This is a genomic window from Lysinibacillus sp. FSL K6-0057 (assembly GCF_038630885.1).
In the GTDB taxonomy this organism is placed as follows: domain Bacteria; phylum Bacillota; class Bacilli; order Bacillales_A; family Planococcaceae; genus Lysinibacillus; species Lysinibacillus fusiformis_F.
On record NZ_CP152047.1, the window covers coordinates 1,631,222 to 1,653,986 of the forward strand.

The window sequence follows — 22,765 nt, forward strand, 5'->3', positions numbered from 1 at the left end:
TTGCAGCATGGTTGATTGGAGTGGAGCCAGCGTCACTCCTAGGGGATTTAGCGTCACAGAGGAGACCCTGGAGCGAACGTAAGTGAGTGAAGCGGCTCCTCGGACGCCCCCTGGAAAGGACGCTGGCGGAACGGAAATCAACCCCTCGCCTTGCAAAGTTGCTTTTTCTGTCGTTGATATCATCTTTTTTCATACATACTAAGCAGTTAAAGAGTGGAAATGTTATATTGCTAGCATGATTATCGTTGCTTGTTTTTATTTTGCTCATCAAAAAGGTTGGCGTTTCGAACAATTTCAGTAATATATTTCATGACGATTTCCGTTGCTTGTTCGGCATCATAACTTTTACGATTATTCAATAGGTTCGTAAACATGCCTTGCCAAATTAATAATGTGATTTCATTGATGGCATCTACATTACCCTCGGTTAAGTAGCCTTCTTTTAAAGCGATCTCTAACATTGAACGTCCTCGTTTTGTCAGACTGTGTTGAAATAAAATGGTCTTTAAATCTTCAGGAATATTGATTAAATCATTGGGGTAAAAATTATAATAGTTTTCCAATAGTGCTTCTGGTGTTTCCCCTAAGTCCATGATAAAGACCGCGTGAAAAATCTGAGGTTGTTTGAAGGAATACTGGCAAAAGCATTCCCATGCCAATAGGTATTTATCAATGGGATCTTTGCCTTTTTCTATGTAGTGAGCAACTTCGTTAGTATATTCTTGCATACATCTCATCGATGCAAAAAATAGAAGATGCGAGATTTCTGAAAAATAATTATAGATGGTTGCACTGTTATAACCAGCTTTATCGGCAACCTTTCGGATCGTAACGTTTTCCAGTCCTTCTTCTTCGATTATTTCCGCAGTGGCGTCTACAAAGTATTTCCACATACGACTCCTTTGTATTTCCTTTTTTTTCAAAGTAATATCCCCCTAACGAACAAATAAGTAATGTAAAATCATTAATTAAATGTATATATTTACCTTATTATAGCTAATTTAAACTTATTATAGCAAAACAATTTTAATTTCCTGCTTCCATTATAGCATTAGCTTTTGTCAATTTCAGAGTTGTGCATTAGATTTTCAGGTGATATACTAATCACAATTATTTTATAATCATGATTACTAAATAATCAAGATTCGGAATAATTAGACGAAGAGGATGTTGGAACAAAGAATCATGTGCTTAGACACAAGGGGAGGATTATGCAATGAGTAAAAAAATTGTGACACAATTTGAGTGTACATATGAAACAATCGAAAACACATGGATCGAATTAGCAGACGGCACAAAGCTTTCTAGTCGTATTTGGCTTCCGACAGTGAAATCAGGAGAGAAAGTACCAGCCATTTTAGAGTATATTCCTTATCGTAAAACAGATGGGACAAGAGCGAGAGATGAACCTATGCACGGTTATTTTGCAGGACATGGCTATGCTGTTGTGCGAGTAGATATGCGCGGTTCAGGTGAGTCAGACGGTTTATTAAAAGATGAATATCTAAAGCAAGAGCAGGATGATGCTCTTGAAGTCATTGAATGGATTGCTAGCCAAAGCTGGTGTGATGGCAATATCGGGATGATGGGGAAATCGTGGGGCGGATTTAATTCTCTACAAGTAGCAGCTCGTCGACCAAAGGCGTTAAAGGCGATTATTACAGTAGGCTTTACAGATGATCGTTATAATAATGATATTCACTATAAGGGCGGTTGTTTATTAAACGATAACTTCTGGTGGGGCGCTATTATGTTAGCCTACCAGCTTCGTCCGATTGATCCACATATTGTTGGCGATAGCTGGCGTGATAAATGGATGGAACGATTAGAAAATATGCCTTTGTGGATGGCACAATGGATGGAGCATCAAACAAGAGACGACTATTGGAAACATGGTTCGGTTTGTGAGAATTATAATGACATAGAAATCCCTGTTTTTGCGTTAGATGGCTGGGAAGATTCTTATACAAACACAGTCTTAAGTTTAATGGAAGGGCTTTCTGTTCCTAGAAAAGGCATCATTGGCCCATGGGCACATGTTTATCCACATGATGGCGTGCCAGGTCCAGCAATGGGCTTTCTGCAAGAAGCTGTGAAATGGTGGGATCATTGGTTAAAAGGAATAGACAATGATGTAATGGATGGACCAATGGTGAATGTCTGGGTAGAAGAAAGCATGGAGCCATCCGTTAAGAAACCAATCAGCAAAGGCTATTGGGTTGGATTAGAATCGTGGCCAACTGCGGAAGCGGTACAAACAAAGGGATATCAACTGACACATGGCAAACTAGTAGAAAATCGCGGCGATCAACAAGAGCAAGTTCTCTTAAAAACTCCTCAAAATCATGGTCTTTTATCAGGTGAATGGATGGGAGCTGGCGTATTAGGAGAAAGTCCAGCAGACCAACGATTAGATGATGGAATGGCAATGGTTTTTGAAACGGATAGGCTAGAGAATGCATTAGAGATTGTGGGCTATCCAAAATTTGAAGTGGAATTAATGAGTGACAAACCACATGCAATGCTGTTTGCACAGCTATCAGATGTAGCGCCTAATGGAGCTGTCACACGTGTATCCTATGGCGTGATGAATTTAACACACTTAAATGGGCATGATCGTGTTGACCTGTTAACACCTGGTGAAAAAGTGAAGGCCTTTGTTCAGTTAGATTGCTGTGGACATCAATTTAAAGCAGGGCATCGTTTACGCTTATCCTTAGCGACAACGTTTTGGCCGATGTTTTGGCCAATGCCGGAAGATGCTACATTGACATTGAATCTTGAAACGGCTACCTTATCATTGCCAACCTTCCATGGTCAGCAAGTAGTAGGACCTAATATGAATCCTGAAAGTGCACCGTTAACACCAATCACAACGCTACAAGAAGGAAGAGTCGATCGTTCTATATCCTATGATATTTTAACTGATACATGGACATGTATTACAGATGGGGTTGGAGGCGTATTTGGTGAAGGTATCTATCGCTTTGATGATATTGATATCACTGTAGAACATAATTTGAAACGAGAATTAACATTAACGAATGCTGATCCACTGTCAGCACAGTATACAATCTATCAAAAGATGAAAATTGGTCGTGAAGGCTGGTGGATTGACGCAGATATAACCGTTACGAAAAAATCTGAACAAGAAAACTTCCAAATTGTTGGGGAAATGGCTATTAAAGAAAATGATAAACAGGTCTTCCATAAGGAATGGGATCAAAAAATTAAACGTCATGGCTTGTAAATAACATATAAGGGGTAAACATATGGAGGCTAAGTTAAAAAAGAATACAGCTACTTTAGTTATTTTAGCTGTTTCAGGTGCATTAATTTACGCATTGCCTTATTTTAGAAACTACTATTATGATGTCTTTCTGGATGCGTTTCATTTAACCAATACACAAATGGGGACACTTGGTAGTGCGTATGGTGTTTGTTGTTTAATTTCCTATATTTTTGGAGGATTTTGTGCAGATCGTTGGAAAACGAAATATTTATTAACCATTTCTTTAGTAGCCACAGGATTATTAGGGTTTACATTATTATTGTATCCACCATATCCTGTCCTTCTATTGATTCATGCTGCTTGGGGAATCACGTCGATTATGACATTCTGGGGAGCATTAGTAAAAGCAGTTCGTTCTTTAGGCTCTGAAAATGAACAAGGAAAAGCTTTTGGATTTTTTGAAGGTGGACGTGGCGTAACCAATATCATTCAATCTGCTGTGATTTTAGGAATCTTTGCTTTTTTTGCGAAACATATGAGTGATAAAATGGCGCTCTCAGCAGTTATTACGGTGTATTCTGTTATTTGTCTTTTGTTGGGCTTCATGATAATGATGCTGTATAAAGATCCTGACCAAGCAACTGTCAGTTCCGAAGACAAGGAAAGCAGTAAATCGTTTGATTGGGCAGTTCTTTGGAAAGTGTTGAAGATGCCAACTACTTGGCTTGCAACGATCCTTATCTTTACGTCCTATGCGATGATTATTAGCTATTATTACATCACACCTTATGCAACAGCCGCATTTGGTGCCTCTACGTTAATTGCTGCAGCTTTGGGCTACTTCTCACAATATTGTCGTCCTATTGGTAGTTTTAGTGCAGGAATCATAGGCGATCGCATTGGTGTGTCGAATATGGTGTTAATCGGCTATATTTTATTAGCGCTTGGTTTAGTAGGACTCATTCTGTTGCCAGGCAAAGCTTCTTTAATCCTTATGCTTTTAGTGTTCATTGGGATTATCTATACATCTATGTATGCTTTGCAAGCTATGCATTTTGCGATTCTAGTAGAAGGCGATTATCCTGTAGAATCAACTGGAACTGTTTCGATGCCACTGATGATAATTGGTTATAGTGGTGAAATCTTTATGCCGATTATTGCAGGCGCTTGTTTAGATTACTGGGGTGGCACAGCGGGCTATAAAGTATTCTTCGGTATTTTATTAGGCTTAGCTATTATTGGATTCATTACAGTAGTCATTTGGCAACGTGTAACGAAAGAAAAGCGGCAAGAAATTGCCTTGCAGCGAAAGCTTGCGAAGGAACAGGCCCTTACTTAATTTAGTTTCAAAAGGTATGTCCAAAATAAAGGGATACCTTCTTATAAGAAAAAAGATGACCTTGGTTTGAGCCGAGGTCATCTTTTTTCACGTTCAGAAGCTATCAAGAATTATTTTTGTGAAAATTTATTTTATAAAACTTTTTTGGTCTTCCTCGAAGTTTCTCATGCTTTTTATAGATTAGTTCGGCAATACCTTTACTTTCTAACTCGTTCAAGATGCGATTAGAGCTTCTGATTGTAATACCTAAATGCTGGGCAATATCTGCGGAAGAAAGTTCATTGGTATTTGTTTTTTCAATGACTGCAAGGATTTTTTGAATGAACAAAATAGAGATATCTAATTTTTCGCTTAGTCGTTGCAGTTCAGGTGTATCTTCTATTTTCTGTAAAACAACTTTTTCCTCTGTATCTAGACTAATAAATTGACCATCTTCTGTAATAATCAAGGATGATATGTCTTGTTGCTGTGCCTCATGATTCGCAGTGTGTGCTTTTTTACGCGCATCATCAATATTTTGTGCAACTCCCCAGCCAAGATGAAGACTAAAAGACAAATGCTCGGATAAAGTATCGATTAATGTATCCTGAGCAAAATTATTAGTGATAAAAAGTAATTCTTTTTGTGAGGTAATGATTTCAAAATGAACACTTTGCTTTTGGATTATCATTGTTAGATGATTTTTTTTACAATATTCCAATAAGGCAGTTTGCAAAAGGCTCTGATTCAGTTCCGCATGTGTATTTTCTTCTTTAGGAATTAATGCATCACTTGTCAATTTACCAATCACCATAATACTTTCAGTCAATTGTTTATGACGTACCTCTAGAATAACCTTTTCAAATATCTCCAAAATCGTTTCAGGTGAAGCAGTAATTAGCTCCGCTTTCACACCTTGCTCGGAAAGTTTATCCAATATATTACTAAAAGCTGTAATGGATAATTCCGCTTTCCCTGAATGGTTTAATTCAATATGCCTCTCTAATAACTCCTCATAAAAATTGTCTGTTATATCTAAATGAATCAGATGTGCCTCTTCGTCTTTAGCGTAGAGTTCCTCAAGCTTAATTAAACCTGTATAGCCACTAAAATCAAACGTTACTTTAGAGAAGTCTAGATTAGGATATTTTCTGCTGATATGAAAGAGCTTTTTATAAAAATCTCGTTCATTGGCCATGTAATAATGAGTGGGAATTTGATAATGTACGTTTGCATTTTGTAGGACTAAATGTGCAAGTCCATTCATCACAATGGCATCGAAAAATAAATAGTTTTCTAAATAGAGTGGCTTTATTTCAGATAGCTTCTTATATGTAAAAAAAGTTAGCTCGCAACGATCTGTTAATTTTTCTTTAACTGGTAAAACATCTTGTAGCGAATTATGCGCCACAATCACACCGATTCGAATCAAAATGAATTCTCCTCCTAGGTTTTTCTATTAGGTCTAGTATATTGGACAGTCACAGTTGATAGCAATATTGAAGTGAATTTTTTGAATTTTGTTGATTTTTTAAATAACTATCGACTATAATCATTTAAGGACAGTCTTAAATATGTCCAAAAATAAAAGAACATTCACAAAGGGGGACTTTTTTTGGAAAAATCAACTGTAAGTAAACAGAAGTACATAATTCTAGGTATTTTGTTTTTTACATGGATCGTAAATTATTTAGATAAGTTATCTATGAATGTGGCGATTATTCCGATTGCGGAGGAATTTCACTTAAATGAAACACAAGCAGGATTAGTTATTAGTGTTTTTTTCATGAGTTATGCGGTGATGCAATTAGTGGGGGGCTTTCTTTCTGATAAATATGGGGCGAGAAGTATGATTCTCATTTCAGTTGTATTATGGTCCATTTTTACAATCATGACTGGGTTTGCTTGGTCATTCATTTCTCTTATTGCCATCCGCTTATTATTCGGCATTGGAGAAGGAAGTTTTCCTGCAGCGAGTTCGTTAGCCATTGCAGACAATTTTCCGAAAGCAGAGCGCGGTCGGGCAAAGTCAACACTTACTGCCGCTACAACAGTAGGTAGTATGATTTCAGCTATTGTAGCTGCCGCTTTAATCATGTCCATTGGATGGCGAAATTTGTTCTTTATTTTTGGTACACTAGGCTTCTTTTTAACCAATGCGCTTTATTTTTTATTAAAGCCAAATACGCAATATAGGGAAAACACACAGACAGTAAAAACAAAAGTCCCTTTAAAGAAATTACTCAAAATGCCCATGCTGTGGCAGTTAATGCTGATGTATTTTGGCGTAAGTATTGTCAATTGGGGACTCACATCATGGATGCCTACTTATATGGTAAAAGCGAAACATTTGGATATGGTAGCGATGGGGGCAGTATCGATTATTCCTGCGCTAGCAGCTCTTGTAGCTGTAGTGCTTACAGGTTGGTTAATCGATAAACATGCAGTGGGCAAGGAGAAGTATTTAATAATGGGCGGTGCCTTCATTGCAGGAATTAGTTTATTTTTTATGACAAATGCTTCTTCCATTGTCATGGTCGTGCTATTCCAATCAATCACTACTGCAGGATGCCTATTTGCTACAACAACGATTCTAACATTACCACTTAAATATTTTTCTCATGATGTTATTGGGACAGCAACTGGCTTTATGTATTTCGGAGGTCAAATGGCAGGAGCCATTTCTCCATCTGTCATGGGATTTGTGATTACTTTATTTAATGGCTCTTACTCAGCAGCATTTTTGTTCTTAATGGTGATGATTATTATTCCAATCGTGACAGCTATGACGCTACATACAAAAAATGAAGCATTAACAAATATATCTGTTCAATAATGAAAACATACAACAATGGAGTGATAAAAGATGATGTCTACTTTTCTAGAGGAAATCTCTAAAACTATTGAAGAAAAACGGGAACAATTGATAGATATTAGCAATCAAATTTGGAATTTTGCTGAAATTCGCTTTGAGGAATTTCAATCGGCTGAGCTACTATGTAAGGCTTTAGAAAGTGAGGGCTTTCATGTTGAAAAAGGAGTAGCTGAACTTGAAACAGCCTTTATTGGTAGCTATGGGAGCGGAAAGCCCGTCATAGCCTTCCTTGGAGAATATGATGCATTGTCAGGTTTAAGTCAACAAGCAGGTACTGCCACTAAGAAAGCTATTCAAGAAGGTGGAAATGGACATGGTTGTGGGCACAATCTACTTGGGACAGGATCACTTGCGGCAGCAATAGCTTTACGTGAGCATATGAAAAAGCACAATATTCCAGGTACCATCCGTTATTATGGTTGTCCAGCAGAAGAAGGAGGCTCAGGTAAAACATTGATGGTGCGTGCAGGGCTTTTCGATGATGTAGATTTCGCCTTATGCTGGCATCCAGCCGATCGAAACTTAATGATGTGTACAAGCTCCTTAGCTAATATACAAGCATCTTTCAAATTTACAGGACGTTCAGCACATGCTGCTCAAGCGCCTCATTTAGGACGTAGTGCACTAGATGCCGTTGAATTAATGAACGTTGGGGTTAACTATCTTCGAGAGCATATTATTCCTGAAGCACGAGTGCATTATGCTATCACCAATACTGGTGGACTTTCGCCAAATATTGTGCAGGCTGATGCCAGTGTTCTCTATTTAGTACGTGCACCAAAAACAAGTCAAGTAAATGAAATTTATGAGCGTGTCTGTCAAATTGCCGAAGGAGCGGCATTAATGACGGGAACAAAGGTGGAAGTAATCTTTGATAAAGCCTGTTCAAATCTCGTTCCGAATCATACCATGCAACAGGTGATGTTTAAACAGTTTACACAGTTAGGTACCCCGACGTTTAGCGAAGAGGACTACGAATTTGCTTCTACCATTAGGGAGACACTTTCAGAACAAGAGAAACAGGGGGGAGGACTAGCTGCTATTCCAGCTTATAAAGAATTAATGGCGAAAGAAATAGATTCACCATTATCGACCGTTTTATTCCCTTATTATCAGGCATTTACCAATATTACGATGCCGGGTTCAACGGATGTTGGGGATGTAAGCTGGGTTGTTCCTACTGTACAGTGTACAACGACCTGTCATGCACAGGGAACGCAGCTTCATTCTTGGCAGGCCGTTGCTACGGGCACAACGTCCATTGCTCATAAAGGGATGCTCCACGCAGGAAAAGTAATGGCTGCTACTGCTGCTGCCATGCTTGCTCAACCACAATTAATGGAGCAAGCTAAGCAAGAGCTAAAAGAGCGTTTAGGGAATGAGGTATATCAAAATCCAATTCCTAAAGAAATAAAACCTTTACACAGTAAACAATAGGCATCTTAAATCGATAAGTAAACAAAGAGGCGTCACGATAATGACGCCTCTGCATAGTGTTGAAAAACAAAACTAACAATAGAATTTTTATGAAAGGTGAAAACGGATTTCCGTTGCAGGCTACTTGCTTTCCTGTGGGCGAGCGCCGAATCGCTTCCTCCGCTACCGCTCCGTGCAGGGCTTCGCCTGTCTCGCTATCCCACGGGAGTCAAGTAGCCTTCCACCCCATCTACCAACGATATCTCCAGCTCGTACATTATTTTTCAATAGCTCTGCTACATTTTGTAATACGATATCGCCTACCTGATGCCCATATTCATCATTAACGGCTTTAAAGTAATCAATATCTAACAGAATAATAGAGAGTGGTGTTCCATTTCTTCTTTTAGCTTGTTCCAATTCTTTTTCTAATACATCATCTAGACGTACACGATTTGGAATTTGTGTCAGACGATCCGTGTTAGCTAATGCTTCCAACTTAAGCTTTGCTAATTCAAGCTCTTGAGTGCGTTCTTGAACTTTCTCTTCAAGTTGCTCATTTAACGTTTCTTGCATGATTTGATGTTCTTTCTTAATAATGTTGATTTTATCTCCTAAAGCTAAAGATAAAAAGATCGATTCAAAAATAGCTCCAATGGCCGGAACCTCCTCAAATATACGTGGATGGAACGGGATCACACTTAAAAAGGCTAATGCTTGAACGATAATGGAGCCTAGTAAAACCGTCCAACCAATTAAATAAAAACGAGCCATTTTTTGGCCCTTTATTAAAACGAAAATGCCTGACAACCATAAAAAGATAAAGACAACAACAGCAAAGCTAGTTGTAAAATTATTGGTGATGGACACATCAGGAATGATAAAGGAGGCCATTAAAGAGCAGAGTGTGATCCATAAAAGCAATTTTCCTATTTTATGGAACAACGGTAAATATTTTTTTAACTCTAGAAACTGAATGCAAAATAGAAGCATAAATACAAGCAAAAGATTTCCACTGACTGTTAAAGATTTGATAAAGAACACTTGAGGCAACCATGATCCCAATAATTCGATGTCTAATGAATTTAACGTAGCTTGATAGAAAATAAAGCTCAGCATATATAAAACATAGAAGAAATACGCCTTATCTTTTAATGAAAAATATAAAAATAAATTATAAATTAAGAGGGCGGATAAAAAACCATAAAAGATCCCTGTTAAAAATTTATATTCACTAATCTTGTTGGTAAAACTGATTTCAGTATAAAGATAGGATGTTAAACTTAATGGTAAAGCCCCGTCTAACTTCATATAAATTTCACGAACAGCAGGATCATTGATTTGAAATAAATTAGATCGTGAGGGAATCGATTGCTCCCCAAGATTGGCGATTCCTCTTTTTTGCACATCGTAGGTGCCATCTGCTTTCACTACATACATATCAATGCGATCTAATTTATCTGTTACCTCTAGCCAATAGGATTCCTCTTTATTTATTAAAATGTTATCCATGGATAACCGTAACCAAATGGTATCCTTTGTATGCCAGAAGAATGGATATGGATGATTACTAGCCACAAAAGAATGGTCATGGACACCACTTAATAAATCTTCGATGGAGACCTTTTTGGAAGTGTCTCGAAAAATATCATAATGTTGTCCTAAAATAATAGGATCGAGCAGTTCATCCGTTGGGCTCATTGCGCTGACAGGGGGGATCAGGGCTAACATAAATAGGATAAAAAGAATAAAGAAATTTATTTTTCTGATTATTTTGTTTTCCATGAAAGGGCAATTGCTCCTATTCTACAGTTACTAGATTATATGCAAACAAATGGATAGTCTATTATAAGAAAATTATCACAACATTATTATAGACCATAATAGCAAGATTGAGGACGAAATAAACGGATAGTTCCTGATAATATGAGGTCTAACAAACAGTATGGAGGCTTTCATTATGTCAAAAATTCTGGAATTCAATGACTTACATTTTTCACAAGAGCTATTATTTATAGGGAATGCCTGGGATGTGTTATCGGCATTAACATTAGAAAAAGCAGGCTTTCAAGCAATTGGCACAACAAGCTGGGGTATAGCTAACTCGCTTGGCTATGCGGACGGTGAACAGATCGATTTTCAACGACATCTAACCATTATTCAATCGATTACAGAGCAAGTGAACATACCCGTGTCGGCAGATATTGAAGCGGGGTATGGTCATGATGAACAGAGTATTATCGACAATGTTTTAAGAACGGCGGATGTTGGGGTAGCAGGGATTAACATTGAAGATTCCCTTAAACAGCAAACAGGCTTAAGAAGCATAACTGAACATGGTCATTTGTTAACAAACATGAGGAAAGAATTAGATAACCATGGCTATAAAGATTTCTTTATTAATGCCCGAACAGATACGTATTTTCAGTTGGAGCAACCATTTGAGGAAACAATAACAAGAGCAAAAGCTTATATTGAGAGTGGAGCAAGTGGTATATTTATCCCTGGCTTAACAGATGTCAATGAAATCAGGGCGATGACTCGTACTGTAAATGCACCTATTAATCTCCTTTCTTTACCTGGTTTATCGGATGTCAAGTTATTAAAAGAATTAGGGGTAAAGCGTTTTAGTTTTGGCAATGCACTTTCAGATAAAATCATTGCGCATTTAACTCAGCATGCCGCACAATTATTAAAAGAACAAGATACTTCTTCTTTATATGTATAATCGATGAAAATGAGGTGATATATTCGTGGACAATGCAATCAATTTATCCTTTGAGGAGAAGTGGGAAAAAATCATCGCTTGTGATCAAACCTATGATGGGCTATTTTATACTGCGGTTAAGACTACTAAAATTTATTGCCGTCCTTCTTGTAAATCCAGAAAACCAAAAAAGATAAACGTTGAATTTTATGAGGATATCCGAGAGGTAGAGGCGGCTGGCTATCGGGCATGTAAACGATGTCAACCTGAAATCGAATATTCACCACATACGCAATTGATTAAAAATGTGACAGCTTTTATCATTAACGAATATAAGCAAAGCGTGACATTGCAGGATATGGCGGAGCATGTAGGCATCAGTCCATTTCATCTTGAACGTCTATTTAAGCAAGAAACTGCTGAAACACCCCGAACGTATTTAGAGAAAATACGAATTGATAAGGCTGCATATCTATTAAAACATACAGACTATACAAATTTAGAAATTTGTTATGAAGCAGGCTTTCAAAGTCCATCTAACTTTTATAAAGTTTTTCGACGGCTGAAAAATTGCTCCCCTACAGAATATCGAAACCTATTATAGGAAGGAACCATGAGATGAAATGGAAGAATGAAGATTGTTGTATAGTCATCGAGCCACCAGAACAATTCAATTATCCGGAGTGTTTGCAGTTCTTAAAGCGTTCAAATCAAGAAGTTCTTCATCATATGAAAGATGATGTGCTCTATAAATTACTAAAGATTAATGAGCAGCTAATTTTATGTAAAATAACGGAGCAAGCAAATAATATAAAAGTGATATTTCCGATGAATCAGCCGTCTAGCCATGAACACGCAACAATCGTACAATATGTCACAGAGTGGTTTGATTTAACAAAGGATTTGCAGGGCTATTATCAGATGGCTGAAAAGATCCAATCTTGCAGCCACTTACGAAAAAATATGCAGGATTACGATTAATCGGAATTCCTGATTTATTTGAGGCCTTGGTTTGGGCCATTATCGGACAACAAATTAATTTAACATTCGCCTATACGTTAAAAAAGCGATTTGTCGAGCATTTTGGAGAGCATGTTCACTTTGAAGGACAAAGCTACTGGCTATTTCCAACCCCAGAAAAAATAGCTGCTATTCAGACGGATGATTTGCAAAGACTCCAATTTACACTAAGGAAATCAGAATATATTATTGATATTGCCAAGAGTATAGCAAATGGTCAATTGACAAAAGATTTGTTGCGTCAAAAAGAAGACTACGAAGCCATGAAAAAAAGTTTAATGGACATTCGAGGAATTGGTGCATGGACAGCAGATTATGTGCTTATGAAATGTTTACAACAACCGACTGCATTTCCAATAGCTGATGTTGGTCTGCATAATGCTTTGAAAATCCAACTAGCATTAGAACGAAAACCAACGATTGAAGAAATGAAGAACTATGCGAAACATTGGCAAGGCTGGCAAGCTTATGCCACTTTTTATTTATGGAGGTCACTGTATGAAACGATATAAATTAGATTATCAATCACCCATTGGAATTATTGAAGTAGAGGGAAGTGCTACTGCAATTGATGCCATTAACTTTGCAGAACGAGAGCAGATGATCAACATTCCTCAGCAAGACACACCTCAAGTTCTATTAGAATGTGTTAAGCAATTGCACGAGTATTTTCTAGGTGAACGTCAGGAGTTCTCATTTCCTTATGTATTTCAAGGTACAGATTTTCAACAAGCTGTTTGGCATGCCTTACCGAGTGTAGGCTTTGGTGAAACGGCTTCATATAAGGATATTGCCATTGCTATTAACAATGAAAAAGCTGTAAGGGCTGTCGGTAGTGCAAATGGTAAAAATAATATCAGCATTGTTGTGCCATGTCATCGAATTATCGGCTCCAATGGAACGTTGACAGGTTATGGTGGCGGGATGTGGCGCAAAGAATGGCTGCTTCAGCACGAGCAAACACATAAAAATCCATCCAAGTAATGCCGTTCATCGGCGTATATCCTTACGCCATTTGTACACAGTATAAAAAAGACGTTATTGCAAAAAATAAGACCGTCAAAATGGCGGTTGTAATGACTAGTCTTTGTCATTTTATCGCTTCTTATGACACCTCCCTGCTAAGAAATATAGCTTGGAGTATTGACGATAAAGGAGGTGTACACATGAGCGTGCTTTATAGAATCGCTTTAGTATTAGTCATTATAGGTGCAATCAACTGGGGACTCATTGGATTCTTTAGATTTGATTTAGTGGCTTATTTATTTGGTGGACAAACGGCGGTCTTATCTCGATGGATTTATGCACTCGTTGGGCTTGCTGGGCTGATTACGATACCAATTCTTGTAAAGCGATTTGAAGACGAGGATGATGTGGATACATTCACTCGTATGGATAGAAATCCTAGCTATGGTATGGAGGCTGGGGAAGAAGCAGATTTCTCTGAAGTAAGAGAGACGGAAGAGAAAAAAGAGAACAAGTAGTTACACTGTAAAAACTGGTGACCATGTTAGCTCGTCAGTTTTTTCAATAGCAAGCTTAAATATTCGCGTAGCTACTGACTACGCGAATATTTGTATTTCATGATTAGTCTTGATTACTTGGAAAGGCAAAGGATGAGGTAACGTCATTCCCTTGTTCTATCCATTTTTCTGAGATGGTTTTCGCTTTGGTGAAAAAACGTACTTGGTCAGGTCCAAACATATGCCCTTCACCAAATCTTGATCGTTTCCAGCCACCAAAGTTATGATAGCCTACTGGAATAGGAATCGGTACATTGACACCTACCATACCTACTTCAATTTCAGTGGTAAACTTTCGAGCAGCTGCACCATTGTTCGTAAAGATGGTTACGCCATTTCCTAATTCATGGGCATTAATGAGGGCGATAGCTTCCTCTAGTGTTGCCACGCGCACGACATTCCGTGCAGGCCCAAAAACCTCTTGCTCGTAAATTTCCATCCCAGGCTTTACATGATCGAGTAAAGTAGGACCGAGATAGAAGCCGTTCGATTGTTTGGCAATTTCCGGATTTCGCCCATCACAGACTAGTGTTGCGCCTTCCTCTAGGCTACGATCAATATAGCCAATAATGGCGTCCTTTGATTGCTGAGTGATGACTGGTCCAAAATCAACTTCGGCATCTGTATAGGGACCCACTTTTAATTTGGCAATTTTACCGGCAAGAATACCGACTAATTTATTGGCCGTATCCTCACCAACAGGAATAATGGTTGAAAGTGCCATACAACGCTGAGAGGCAGCCCCTAAAAAAGCATTAGCGACATGCTCTAAGTCAGCATCTGGCATCACCACCATGTTATTTTTACCGCCACCTAATGCTGTGACACGTTTCCCATGTTGAGAGGCTGTAGCATAAATGGCTTCTGCCACTGGCGTGGAGCCTACAAAGGAAATTGCTTCAATGGCTGGGTGACATAACAGCTCATGAACGGCGTCTTTATCGCCATTAATAACCGTCCAAACCCCATCTGGTAAGCCTGCCTCTTTCCACAGCTCTGATAAAAATAAAGCGGAGCAAGGAACTCGCTCTGACGGCTTCAACATAACACAGTTTCCTACTGCCACCGCCATACTTGTAATCGCTAGCGGTACCATGACAGGGAAATTAAACGGCGAAATAGCTGCTACGACGCCTAATGGTTCTTTCACAGAATAGGCATTGATATGACCACCAACATTCACAGAATACTCTCCTTTAAGTAAATGTGGGGCATTGATGGCTAAATCAACAGATTCTAAACCCCGTGTAATTTCGCCCTTGGCATCCTCAATCGTTTTGCCACTCTCTGTACAGATCAAATCAATTAGCTCATCGATATTTTCTGTTATGAGTTGGCGGAATTTAAGGATAATTTCAGCTCGTTTCCCAACAGATAAGGCGCGCCAAGCAGGAAAAGCCGCTTGGGCAGCAGCGATCGCTTCCTGTACCTCTTGTTTTGTTGCCAAAGGAACACGAGCAATGACAGTGCCAGTGCTTGGATTGTAAACATCTGAAAACTGTCCGCTTTTCCCTAGAACTGTTTGTCCATTGATAAAATGACCTAACTCCTGTATGTCTGTATTCGTTACCATCTAGCTATTCCTCCTACAGTTTAATAGATTGTAAGGCTTGCACAAATTTTTCAACAATGAAATCCTTCTCATCTGAGGAAATAATCAGTGGAGGAGATAAGGTTAACACATTATTGAAGCCTGCAACGGTTACACCATTTTTCCCAATGATTAACCCTTGTTCCTTACATTGTGTCATTACTTTGTTTACAAGCGTGATATTGAGTGGTGTTTTGCTGTTTTTATCTTGAACAAGTTCTATGCCAATTAATAAGCCTTTCCCACGAATATCTCCAACATGCGGGTGCTCCTTTAATTGCTCCTGTAGGGTAGTAAGTAATGTAGCACCTAGTGCAGCAGAGTGGGCAAATAAATTTTCCTGCTCCATTATTTCAATATTTTTTAATGCGACGGCACATGCTGCTGGCGATCCACCGAACGTGTTGACATGGCGGAAAAAGTCGTATTCCTCTGTTCCTGCAAACGCCTCATAAATTTCACGTCGAACAGCTGTGGCAGACAGTGGCATATAAGCACTGGTTAAGCCTTTTGCCATTGTCACAATATCAGGCTGGATGCCGTAGTTTTGGAATCCAAAAGCTTTGCCTGTCCGTCCAAAACCACAAATGACTTCATCAACAATAAGCAGTGCGCCATGCTTCTCACAAACAGCTTTGACTCCTTGTAGGTAGTTGTCGTGGGGCATAATTACACCACCGCCAGTAATGATAGGCTCCATAATGACAGCTGCTATGGAATCAGACATTTCCCAAGTCATGACATGATCGATTGCTTGGACGGATGGTAATGCACAAGGATCCTTACTTTGAATATGGTCTTCATTAGCACGATACGAGTCAGGTGGCGTGACATGTAAAAATCCTGGTGCCAGTGGCTCATATTTATACTTTCGTTGGGCTTGTCCAGTTGCAGCTAGAGCACCCATGGAACTACCATGATAGGCACGGTAACGCGAAATAATTTTCGTGCGATTAACGTGACCTTTTTGTTGATGATATTGTCTAGCAATTTTGAAGGCAGCCTCATTTGCCTCAGAGCCACTATTGGAGAAGAAGACGACATAATCATCACCTAATAGCTCACTAATTTTTTCACTTAATTGAATGGCAGGGATATGCCCAACAGATAATGGTGTATACGTATTTTCCAGTAATTGCTCATAGGCAGCTTTAGCAATATCCTCTCGTCCATAGCCAACATTCACACACCATAAACCAGCCATCGCATCTAAATAGCGTTTGCCTTCAATGTCAGTAATCCACGCGCCTTTAGAGGATTGCACAATCATCGTTGCATTTGGATTATATGGCTTCATTGAGTGCCATACAAATTGTTCATCTTTTACTTGCCAATTGGGACTTGTAACATTTGTCACGAAGCTTCACTCCTTCTAAACAGGTAGTTGATTAGCATGCATATGTTTTCGTCAGATGTGGACAACAAAAATGCACAGTCGACCCCATTTGTACTTTATATGTATGCTTCAAGTATTTTAGAAGGAGTATTTAATGAGAAAGAAAATTCAGTTAATTTAAAGGCGTGACATGCTATTGATGCATTAAGACATCCTCTATTAAAAAAGCAATATACAAATTAGTCTTCGTAAAGGGATTGCTTAAGTCCATATCCAATAGCATTTCAATTTTCTTAATTTTATAAAGGACCGTGTTACGATGGATAAATTGACGTTCACTAATCCTGCTTGTACTGCCATTTTCCTCTACAAATATGCGTAAAAAAGGTACATAGTCTGTGCCGTGTAATTCATCATAGCGATAGAGCTGTCCTAAAATATCCTGACTGAAGGACTTCATCAGGGGCTGGTTTTGCACAGCCATCAATATTTTATAGGCACCGATTTCTTTGTATTTATACAAATAACGATTGTTATGAAGCTGTGCTAAATGAATGACAGTTAAGGATTCATCATAGCTTTGGCGAACTTTTTCTAGCTCTTTATGATAGTTGCCTTTACCGATAATAATATCCAAGTAACCATTTTTTAAGATGATTTTTTCATAGATTTCTTCCACGACTTTTGAGAAGGGTATATTTGGTGTATTGATTTGTGCTTTATCAATTAAAAAGATGAGGTGATTTTTATGCTTTAATTTTAAGAAGCGTTGATAGCGATTTTGAAAAGCGAATTGGATCATGACTTCGTAACGGTCAATAGCTGCTTGGGTGCCAATGGTTGTACATGTTATGATCGCTAATTCTCTTCCTTGAGGAAATCCTAGCTGTGCTAGTTGATCTTTCATTGTGTTAGCGTTTTGTTTGTACTGAAATAGTAGATTGAAAAGAATCTTTTCTTCGATAGAAAGCTCTTGATGATGGTTGGCAATAAATTGAAAGGTAGTTTTTAATAGATCGGCAATGCGATAATTCCATGGCATTTGAAAAATAGGGAAATCATGTTGATTGGCAAAAGAGATGACGGCTTCTGGAATATTAGGAATGAATGGTCCTGTATTAATGATAAAGCCAGCTACTTTTTTTGTGTATGCCTGTTTGACAAGCTGTTCCAAGGAATCTTGCTGTGCATCTAAATTAATGCCTGTTGTGACGACCAATTCATTGGGTCTACAAAACATGATTAAATCACTGCTTTCCACAACATTAATACCAGTAACTCTGTGATACGTACCACTATGTCCAGCGACTAATGTGAGCATTGGGAATTGAACTCCCTCTACAATTTTACGAATCGTCCCCATACTTTCCCCCCTTAATTATGAACATAACTTACCATATATGATGTGCAGTTGCACATATTTTTTTAGTGTTATATCCATATCTCACAAATTTTATCTATTTTAGAATGTTTATTAACTACTGTGAAAGAGAGGACTTGCATATGTATAAATGTAATAGTAGACGATTGCAAGAGTTAATTGAACAATTTAGTCAATTTGGGGCCACTGAAAATGGTGGCGTCACACGTTTGTCTCTTTCGAATGAGGATGTTCTAGCAAGAAACTATTTTTGTGAATGTTGCAAAGCGTTAGGAATGGATATTCAGGTGGATGATATGGGCAATATGTACGCCACTCTTCCTGGTAAGAAGAATGTGCCACCCATTGTCATGGGTTCCCATCTAGATTCAGTTGAAAAAGGTGGAAGATTTGATGGCGTGTTAGGTGTACTAACAGCGATTGAGGCCATTCGAACAATAAAGGAAAATGATATTGAAGTGGACATCCCACTCATGATTGTCAATTTCACGAATGAAGAGGGGGCGCGTTTTGATCCAGCCATGATGAGTTCTGGGGTCATCACCTCGAAATTCGACAAAGAAAAAATGCTGCAATCCACAGATAAACATGGCATTCGTTTTCAAGAAGCTTTACAAGCAAGTGGCTATGAGGGAGAGCAAGCCAATCGTCTGAAGGAAGCACTTGCTTATATTGAATTGCATATTGAACAAGGGCCAGTACTAGAGGCAAAACAACTGGAAATTGGTGTGGTAGAGGGTGTACTCGGTATGGTTTGCTACGAAATTACCATTACAGGACAATCAAATCATGCAGGTACAACACCAATGTCAATGCGTAAAGACCCGATGATTGTGGCATCGACCATCATTACAGAGCTACATGAACAATTAGGGAAAATTGATGAACAACTTGTTTTTACCTTTGGTCGTATGAATGTTTCCCCGAATATTCATACCGTCATCCCAAATAAGGTGACATTTACAATTGATTCTCGTCACCAAAAACCAGAGGTCATGCAACAGGTTGAGGATATTCTCAACGCGCTTCCAGAAACAGCAGGTGGATGCCATATCCAGCCTGTCAAGTTGTGGGGCAGGGATACCGTGTATTTTGAAAGTGCGATTTGCAATGAAATAGAAAGAGCTTGTCAAAGCTTTGGCTATTCAGCGCATCGAATGTTTAGCGGCGCTGGACATGATGCGCAGTATATGGCAAGTATGGTTCCTTCCGCAATGATTTTTGTTCCAAGTATTCAAGGCAAGAGTCATTGTGAGGAAGAGCAAACAGCCTTTGAGGATTGTGCAAAGGGCGCAGATATTTTACTAGAAACGGTGTTAACGCTACAAACGAAGTTTAGTATGGGCGAAACATATACACTGCATTAACTAGCAAGCATTCTCTAATTTTGCGATGAAGGGTGAGAGGCATAATGAAAAAAATCATTAAAGGTGGACGAGTAGCAACGGCTGCTGATGTATATGAGGCAGATATTTTAATTGATAACGGTAAAATTGTTCAAATTGGCCGAAATTTAACGGATGCTGGCGCTGAAATTATTGATGCTACAGGCAAGTACGTATTACCTGGTGGCATTGATCCCCATACGCATTTAGACATGCCATTCAATAATACGGTGACAGATGATGATTGGAAATCAGGCACTATTGCAGCGGCTTTTGGTGGGACAACGACTATTTTAGATTTTTGTTTAACAGCAGGGGAAGAAAAATTATCGACAGCGGTAGAAAAATGGCATGACAAGGCAAAAGGAAAGTCAGCTATTGACTATGGCTTCCACTTAATGATTGGTGAATTAACACCTGAAACCGAAGCCGAATTACCACAACTATTGGAGCAAGAGGGTATTACTTCTGTCAAGGTCTTCATGGCTTATGCAAAAGAATTCCAAGCGACAGATCGTACACTATTTAAAGCCTTTAAAATCGCCAAGGATCTTGGTGCGATAGTGATGGTCCATTGTGAAAATGGCTCTGTTATTGATGAGCTAGTAGAGGAAGCAAGACGTGCAGGACATAAGGAACCAATCTATCATGCACTGACTCGTCCTGCAGAATTGGAAGGTGAGGCAACAAAACGTGCCATCGAATTAGCCCATATAGCTGGTGCGAAGCTCTATGTGGTGCATGTGACATGTAAAGAAGCGGTAGATGAAATTATTGCTGCCCGTGAAAAGGGCTATGATGTCTATGGTGAAACTTGTCCACCATATTTAACACTCGATCAATCAGCATTAGCACAGCCAGAATTTGAGGGAGCGAAATATGTTTGGTCACCTCCACTTCGTCCTAAATATCATCAAGAACATTTATGGCATGCCTTAAAGGCAAAACAACTACAGACGATTGGCTCAGACCAATGCTCCTTTAGCTTTAAGGGGAAAAAGCAGCTAGGCTTAAATGACTTCTCGAAAATTCCAAATGGCGGGCCATTTATTGAAGACCGTTTCAGTATTTTATATTCAGAGGGCGTGGCAAAAGGTAGAATTTCCATCAATGAATTTGTTGATATGATCTCTACTAGTGCCGCAAAAATATTTGGCTTATTCCCGCAAAAAGGAACAATTGCAATTGGTTCAGATGCGGATATCGTCATTTTTGACCCAGAGGCACAGCGCCAAATTTCGGCTAAAACACATCATATGAATGTGGACTATAACCCATATGAGGGCTGGGAGGTAACAGGTGAGCCTGTTAGTGTACTCGTACGTGGGGAATATGTCATTAAAAATAAAGAATTTGTAGGCGTACTTGGCAGTGGGCGATACATTAAACGTCCATTAAAAACAGTAGCTGCGGAAGCACTTAATATTTAGCTTCCTACAGGGATAGGACCGATTGTTTTGACTGGAGAGCAAAGCAATCGGTCTAGTAATTAGAGTACGGAAAAAATGAACACATGAGGGGGATGTGGAAATGGTTCCGATTCAAGAGAATGCGATGACCATGCAGCTTAGACGTAATTTTGTGGAACTAAAAGGCAAGATGACAAAGAATGAGGCTATTGAGGAAGCCAATCGTTGTCTATATTGCTATGACGCACCATGTATTAAAGCATGTCCAACAAGTATTCAAATCCCAAATTTTATAAAAAAAATTGCATCAAGTAATATGAAGGGTTCAGCTACGACTATATTAGAAGCAAACCCAATTGGTGCAAGCTGTGCAAGAGTTTGTCCAACGGAAGAACTGTGTGAAGGGGCGTGTGTCTTAAATTCTTCAACAAAGCCAATTAAAATTGGTGAGTTACAGCGCTATGCAACGGATTGGGCAATGGAAACCAATGCTCAGCTATTTAAACCAGGGTCATATAATGGTCAGAAAGTAGCCATTGTTGGGGCAGGTCCTGCTGGTTTGTCGGCAGCGCGTGAACTCAGTCGCTTAGGCTACCAAGTAACGATCTATGAGGCTGAAGCGAAGGCTGGGGGCTTAGGAAGCTATGGAATTGTAGCGTTCCGATTGCCAAATGATGTCGTAGATTGGGAAGTAGAGCAGATTGAACAGCTTGGTGTGGACATACAAACGAACACAGCTGTAGGTGTGGATATTTCTGCTGCTGAAATTTTGGCGCACTATGACAGTGTTATTTTAGCTGTCGGCATGGGTGCTGTCCCAAATCTGGGCATTGATGGGGAAGATTTAGAAGGGGTACATGATGCCATTGAGTTTATTCGAAAAACAAAAATGGGACCGCTTACAAATGATATTGTAGGGAAACGAGTAGCTGTAATCGGTGCTGGAAATACGGCTATTGACGGTGCTACAAGTGCGGTACGCTTAGGAGCAGACAATGTACAAATTCTTTATCGCAGAACACAAAAAGAAATGACGGCATACAAATTTGAGTATGAATTTGCCAAGCAGGATGGCGTGGAATTTAAGTGGTTAACGGCACCAAAGAAAATTATCGGCAATGAAGCAGGAAAGGTGACAGGCATTGAATGTGTGAAAATGAAGCTTGGTGAGGCGGGTCCTGATGGTCGACAACGCCCAGAAGAAGTAAAGGGCTCCAATTTTATCATTGAAGTGGATGCTGTTATTAAAGCCATCGGGCAAACTCGTTTCGTATCGTTAATTGAAGCCTTTGATTTAGCTCATACAAATGGTGTCGTCGATATTGATGAGACAACAATGCAAACGTCCAATGACAAGGTATTTGCATGTGGAGATGTTGTCTTTGGCAATGGACAGGGTGAAGCGATGGTAGTGACCGCTGTACAACAAGGCAAAGATGCAGCATACAAGATTCATGAACGTTTAAGAAAACCAAGTGAGATTGCATAAAGTGAACCTTCAATCAGTGGAGGCTCTTCATCCTCCACTGATTGTTAGTTTCACCAATCGGGTTTTTACAGGCTGCTGAACTT

Annotated in this window: 17 protein-coding genes and 1 pseudogene; 12 read left to right on the forward strand and 6 right to left on the reverse strand. The window is 39.1% G+C overall.

The window, feature by feature from the left end; translation table 11 throughout:
* Nucleotides 1–239: 239 nt before the first annotated feature.
* Entirely contained in the window at nucleotides 240–923 is a 684-nt protein-coding gene (locus MHB40_RS07730) for a TetR/AcrR family transcriptional regulator (protein ID WP_342443033.1), read from the reverse strand.
* A 293-nt stretch (nucleotides 924–1,216) separates the two neighbouring features.
* On the opposite strand from MHB40_RS07730, the gene MHB40_RS07735 reads away from it, so the two are divergent.
* Nucleotides 1,217–3,250 carry a CocE/NonD family hydrolase gene (locus MHB40_RS07735; RefSeq protein WP_342443034.1) on the forward strand — a complete coding sequence of 678 codons (2,034 nt, stop codon included), beginning with the start codon at nucleotides 1,217–1,219 and terminating at the stop codon, nucleotides 3,248–3,250.
* 22 nt (nucleotides 3,251–3,272) lie between these two features.
* Nucleotides 3,273–4,571: an MFS transporter gene (locus MHB40_RS07740; RefSeq protein ID WP_342443035.1), complete on the forward strand. Its 1,299-nt coding sequence runs from the start codon at nucleotides 3,273–3,275 to the stop codon at nucleotides 4,569–4,571.
* A gap of 103 nt (nucleotides 4,572–4,674) precedes the next feature.
* Here the strand turns inward: MHB40_RS07740 and MHB40_RS07745 are convergent, their stop codons facing one another.
* Entirely contained in the window at nucleotides 4,675–5,982 is a 1,308-nt protein-coding gene (locus MHB40_RS07745; RefSeq protein ID WP_342534227.1) for a winged helix-turn-helix transcriptional regulator, read from the reverse strand.
* Nucleotides 5,983–6,165: 183 nt separating this feature from the next.
* On the opposite strand from MHB40_RS07745, the gene MHB40_RS07750 reads away from it, so the two are divergent.
* Both MHB40_RS07750 and MHB40_RS07755 read left to right on the forward strand, forming a co-directional pair.
* Entirely contained in the window at nucleotides 6,166–7,386 is a 1,221-nt protein-coding gene (locus MHB40_RS07750) for an MFS transporter (RefSeq protein ID WP_342534228.1), read from the forward strand.
* A 30-nt stretch (nucleotides 7,387–7,416) separates the two neighbouring features.
* Complete coding sequence (locus MHB40_RS07755; RefSeq protein ID WP_342534229.1) at nucleotides 7,417–8,862, forward strand: M20 family metallopeptidase; 1,446 nt, start codon at nucleotides 7,417–7,419, stop codon at nucleotides 8,860–8,862.
* A 162-nt stretch (nucleotides 8,863–9,024) separates the two neighbouring features.
* Here MHB40_RS07755 and MHB40_RS07760 read toward each other — a convergent pair whose 3' ends face one another.
* Entirely contained in the window at nucleotides 9,025–10,542 is a 1,518-nt protein-coding gene (locus MHB40_RS07760) for a 7TM diverse intracellular signaling domain-containing protein (RefSeq protein WP_342534230.1), read from the reverse strand.
* Between the two features lie 259 nt (nucleotides 10,543–10,801).
* On the opposite strand from MHB40_RS07760, the gene MHB40_RS07765 reads away from it, so the two are divergent.
* The 5 genes and pseudogenes from MHB40_RS07765 (at nucleotide 10,802) to MHB40_RS07785 (ending at nucleotide 14,052) form a co-directional block, all read left to right on the forward strand.
* Nucleotides 10,802–11,569, forward strand: coding sequence for an isocitrate lyase/phosphoenolpyruvate mutase family protein (locus MHB40_RS07765; protein ID WP_342534231.1), 768 nt, complete (start codon nucleotides 10,802–10,804; stop codon nucleotides 11,567–11,569).
* Between the two features lie 25 nt (nucleotides 11,570–11,594).
* Nucleotides 11,595–12,152 carry an Ada metal-binding domain-containing protein gene (locus MHB40_RS07770; protein WP_342534232.1) on the forward strand — a complete coding sequence of 186 codons (558 nt, stop codon included), beginning with the start codon at nucleotides 11,595–11,597 and terminating at the stop codon, nucleotides 12,150–12,152.
* Nucleotides 12,153–12,166: 14 nt separating this feature from the next.
* A pseudogene (locus tag MHB40_RS07775) lies at nucleotides 12,167–13,080 on the forward strand (DNA-3-methyladenine glycosylase).
* The gene (locus MHB40_RS07780; RefSeq protein WP_342534233.1) at nucleotides 13,067–13,552 is read left to right on the forward strand and encodes a methylated-DNA--[protein]-cysteine S-methyltransferase; all 486 of its coding nucleotides are present in this window, start codon (nucleotides 13,067–13,069) and stop codon (nucleotides 13,550–13,552) included. The pseudogene MHB40_RS07775 and the gene MHB40_RS07780 overlap by 14 nt, the downstream one beginning before the upstream one ends.
* 182 nt (nucleotides 13,553–13,734) lie before the next feature.
* Complete coding sequence (locus tag MHB40_RS07785) at nucleotides 13,735–14,052, forward strand: DUF378 domain-containing protein (RefSeq protein ID WP_205442399.1); 318 nt, start codon at nucleotides 13,735–13,737, stop codon at nucleotides 14,050–14,052.
* Nucleotides 14,053–14,155: 103 nt separating this feature from the next.
* On the opposite strand, the gene MHB40_RS07790 is transcribed toward MHB40_RS07785, so the two are convergent.
* The 3 genes from MHB40_RS07790 to MHB40_RS07800 all read right to left on the reverse strand — a co-directional run bounded on the left by MHB40_RS07790 (nucleotide 14,156) and on the right by MHB40_RS07800 (nucleotide 18,381).
* Complete coding sequence (locus tag MHB40_RS07790; RefSeq protein ID WP_342534234.1) at nucleotides 14,156–15,664, reverse strand: CoA-acylating methylmalonate-semialdehyde dehydrogenase; 1,509 nt, start codon at nucleotides 15,662–15,664, stop codon at nucleotides 14,156–14,158.
* Nucleotides 15,665–15,677: 13 nt separating this feature from the next.
* Nucleotides 15,678–17,039, reverse strand: a complete 1,362-nt coding sequence (locus tag MHB40_RS07795; RefSeq protein ID WP_342534235.1) for an aspartate aminotransferase family protein — start codon at nucleotides 17,037–17,039, stop codon at nucleotides 15,678–15,680.
* Between the two features lie 172 nt (nucleotides 17,040–17,211).
* Nucleotides 17,212–18,381, reverse strand: coding sequence for a PucR family transcriptional regulator ligand-binding domain-containing protein (locus MHB40_RS07800; protein WP_342534236.1), 1,170 nt, complete (start codon nucleotides 18,379–18,381; stop codon nucleotides 17,212–17,214).
* Nucleotides 18,382–18,521: 140 nt separating this feature from the next.
* Here MHB40_RS07800 and MHB40_RS07805 point away from each other — a divergent pair, with 140 nt between their 5' ends.
* The 3 genes from MHB40_RS07805 (at nucleotide 18,522) to MHB40_RS07815 (ending at nucleotide 22,682) form a co-directional block, all read left to right on the forward strand.
* Nucleotides 18,522–19,766, forward strand: coding sequence for a Zn-dependent hydrolase (locus MHB40_RS07805; protein WP_342534237.1), 1,245 nt, complete (start codon nucleotides 18,522–18,524; stop codon nucleotides 19,764–19,766).
* Between the two features lie 44 nt (nucleotides 19,767–19,810).
* Nucleotides 19,811–21,214, forward strand: coding sequence for a dihydropyrimidinase (hydA, locus tag MHB40_RS07810; RefSeq protein WP_342534238.1), 1,404 nt, complete (start codon nucleotides 19,811–19,813; stop codon nucleotides 21,212–21,214).
* A 100-nt stretch (nucleotides 21,215–21,314) separates the two neighbouring features.
* On the forward strand, nucleotides 21,315–22,682 hold the full coding sequence (locus MHB40_RS07815; RefSeq protein WP_342534239.1) for an NAD(P)-dependent oxidoreductase: 1,368 nt from the start codon (nucleotides 21,315–21,317) through the stop codon (nucleotides 22,680–22,682).
* Nucleotides 22,683–22,765 lie beyond the last annotated feature (83 nt).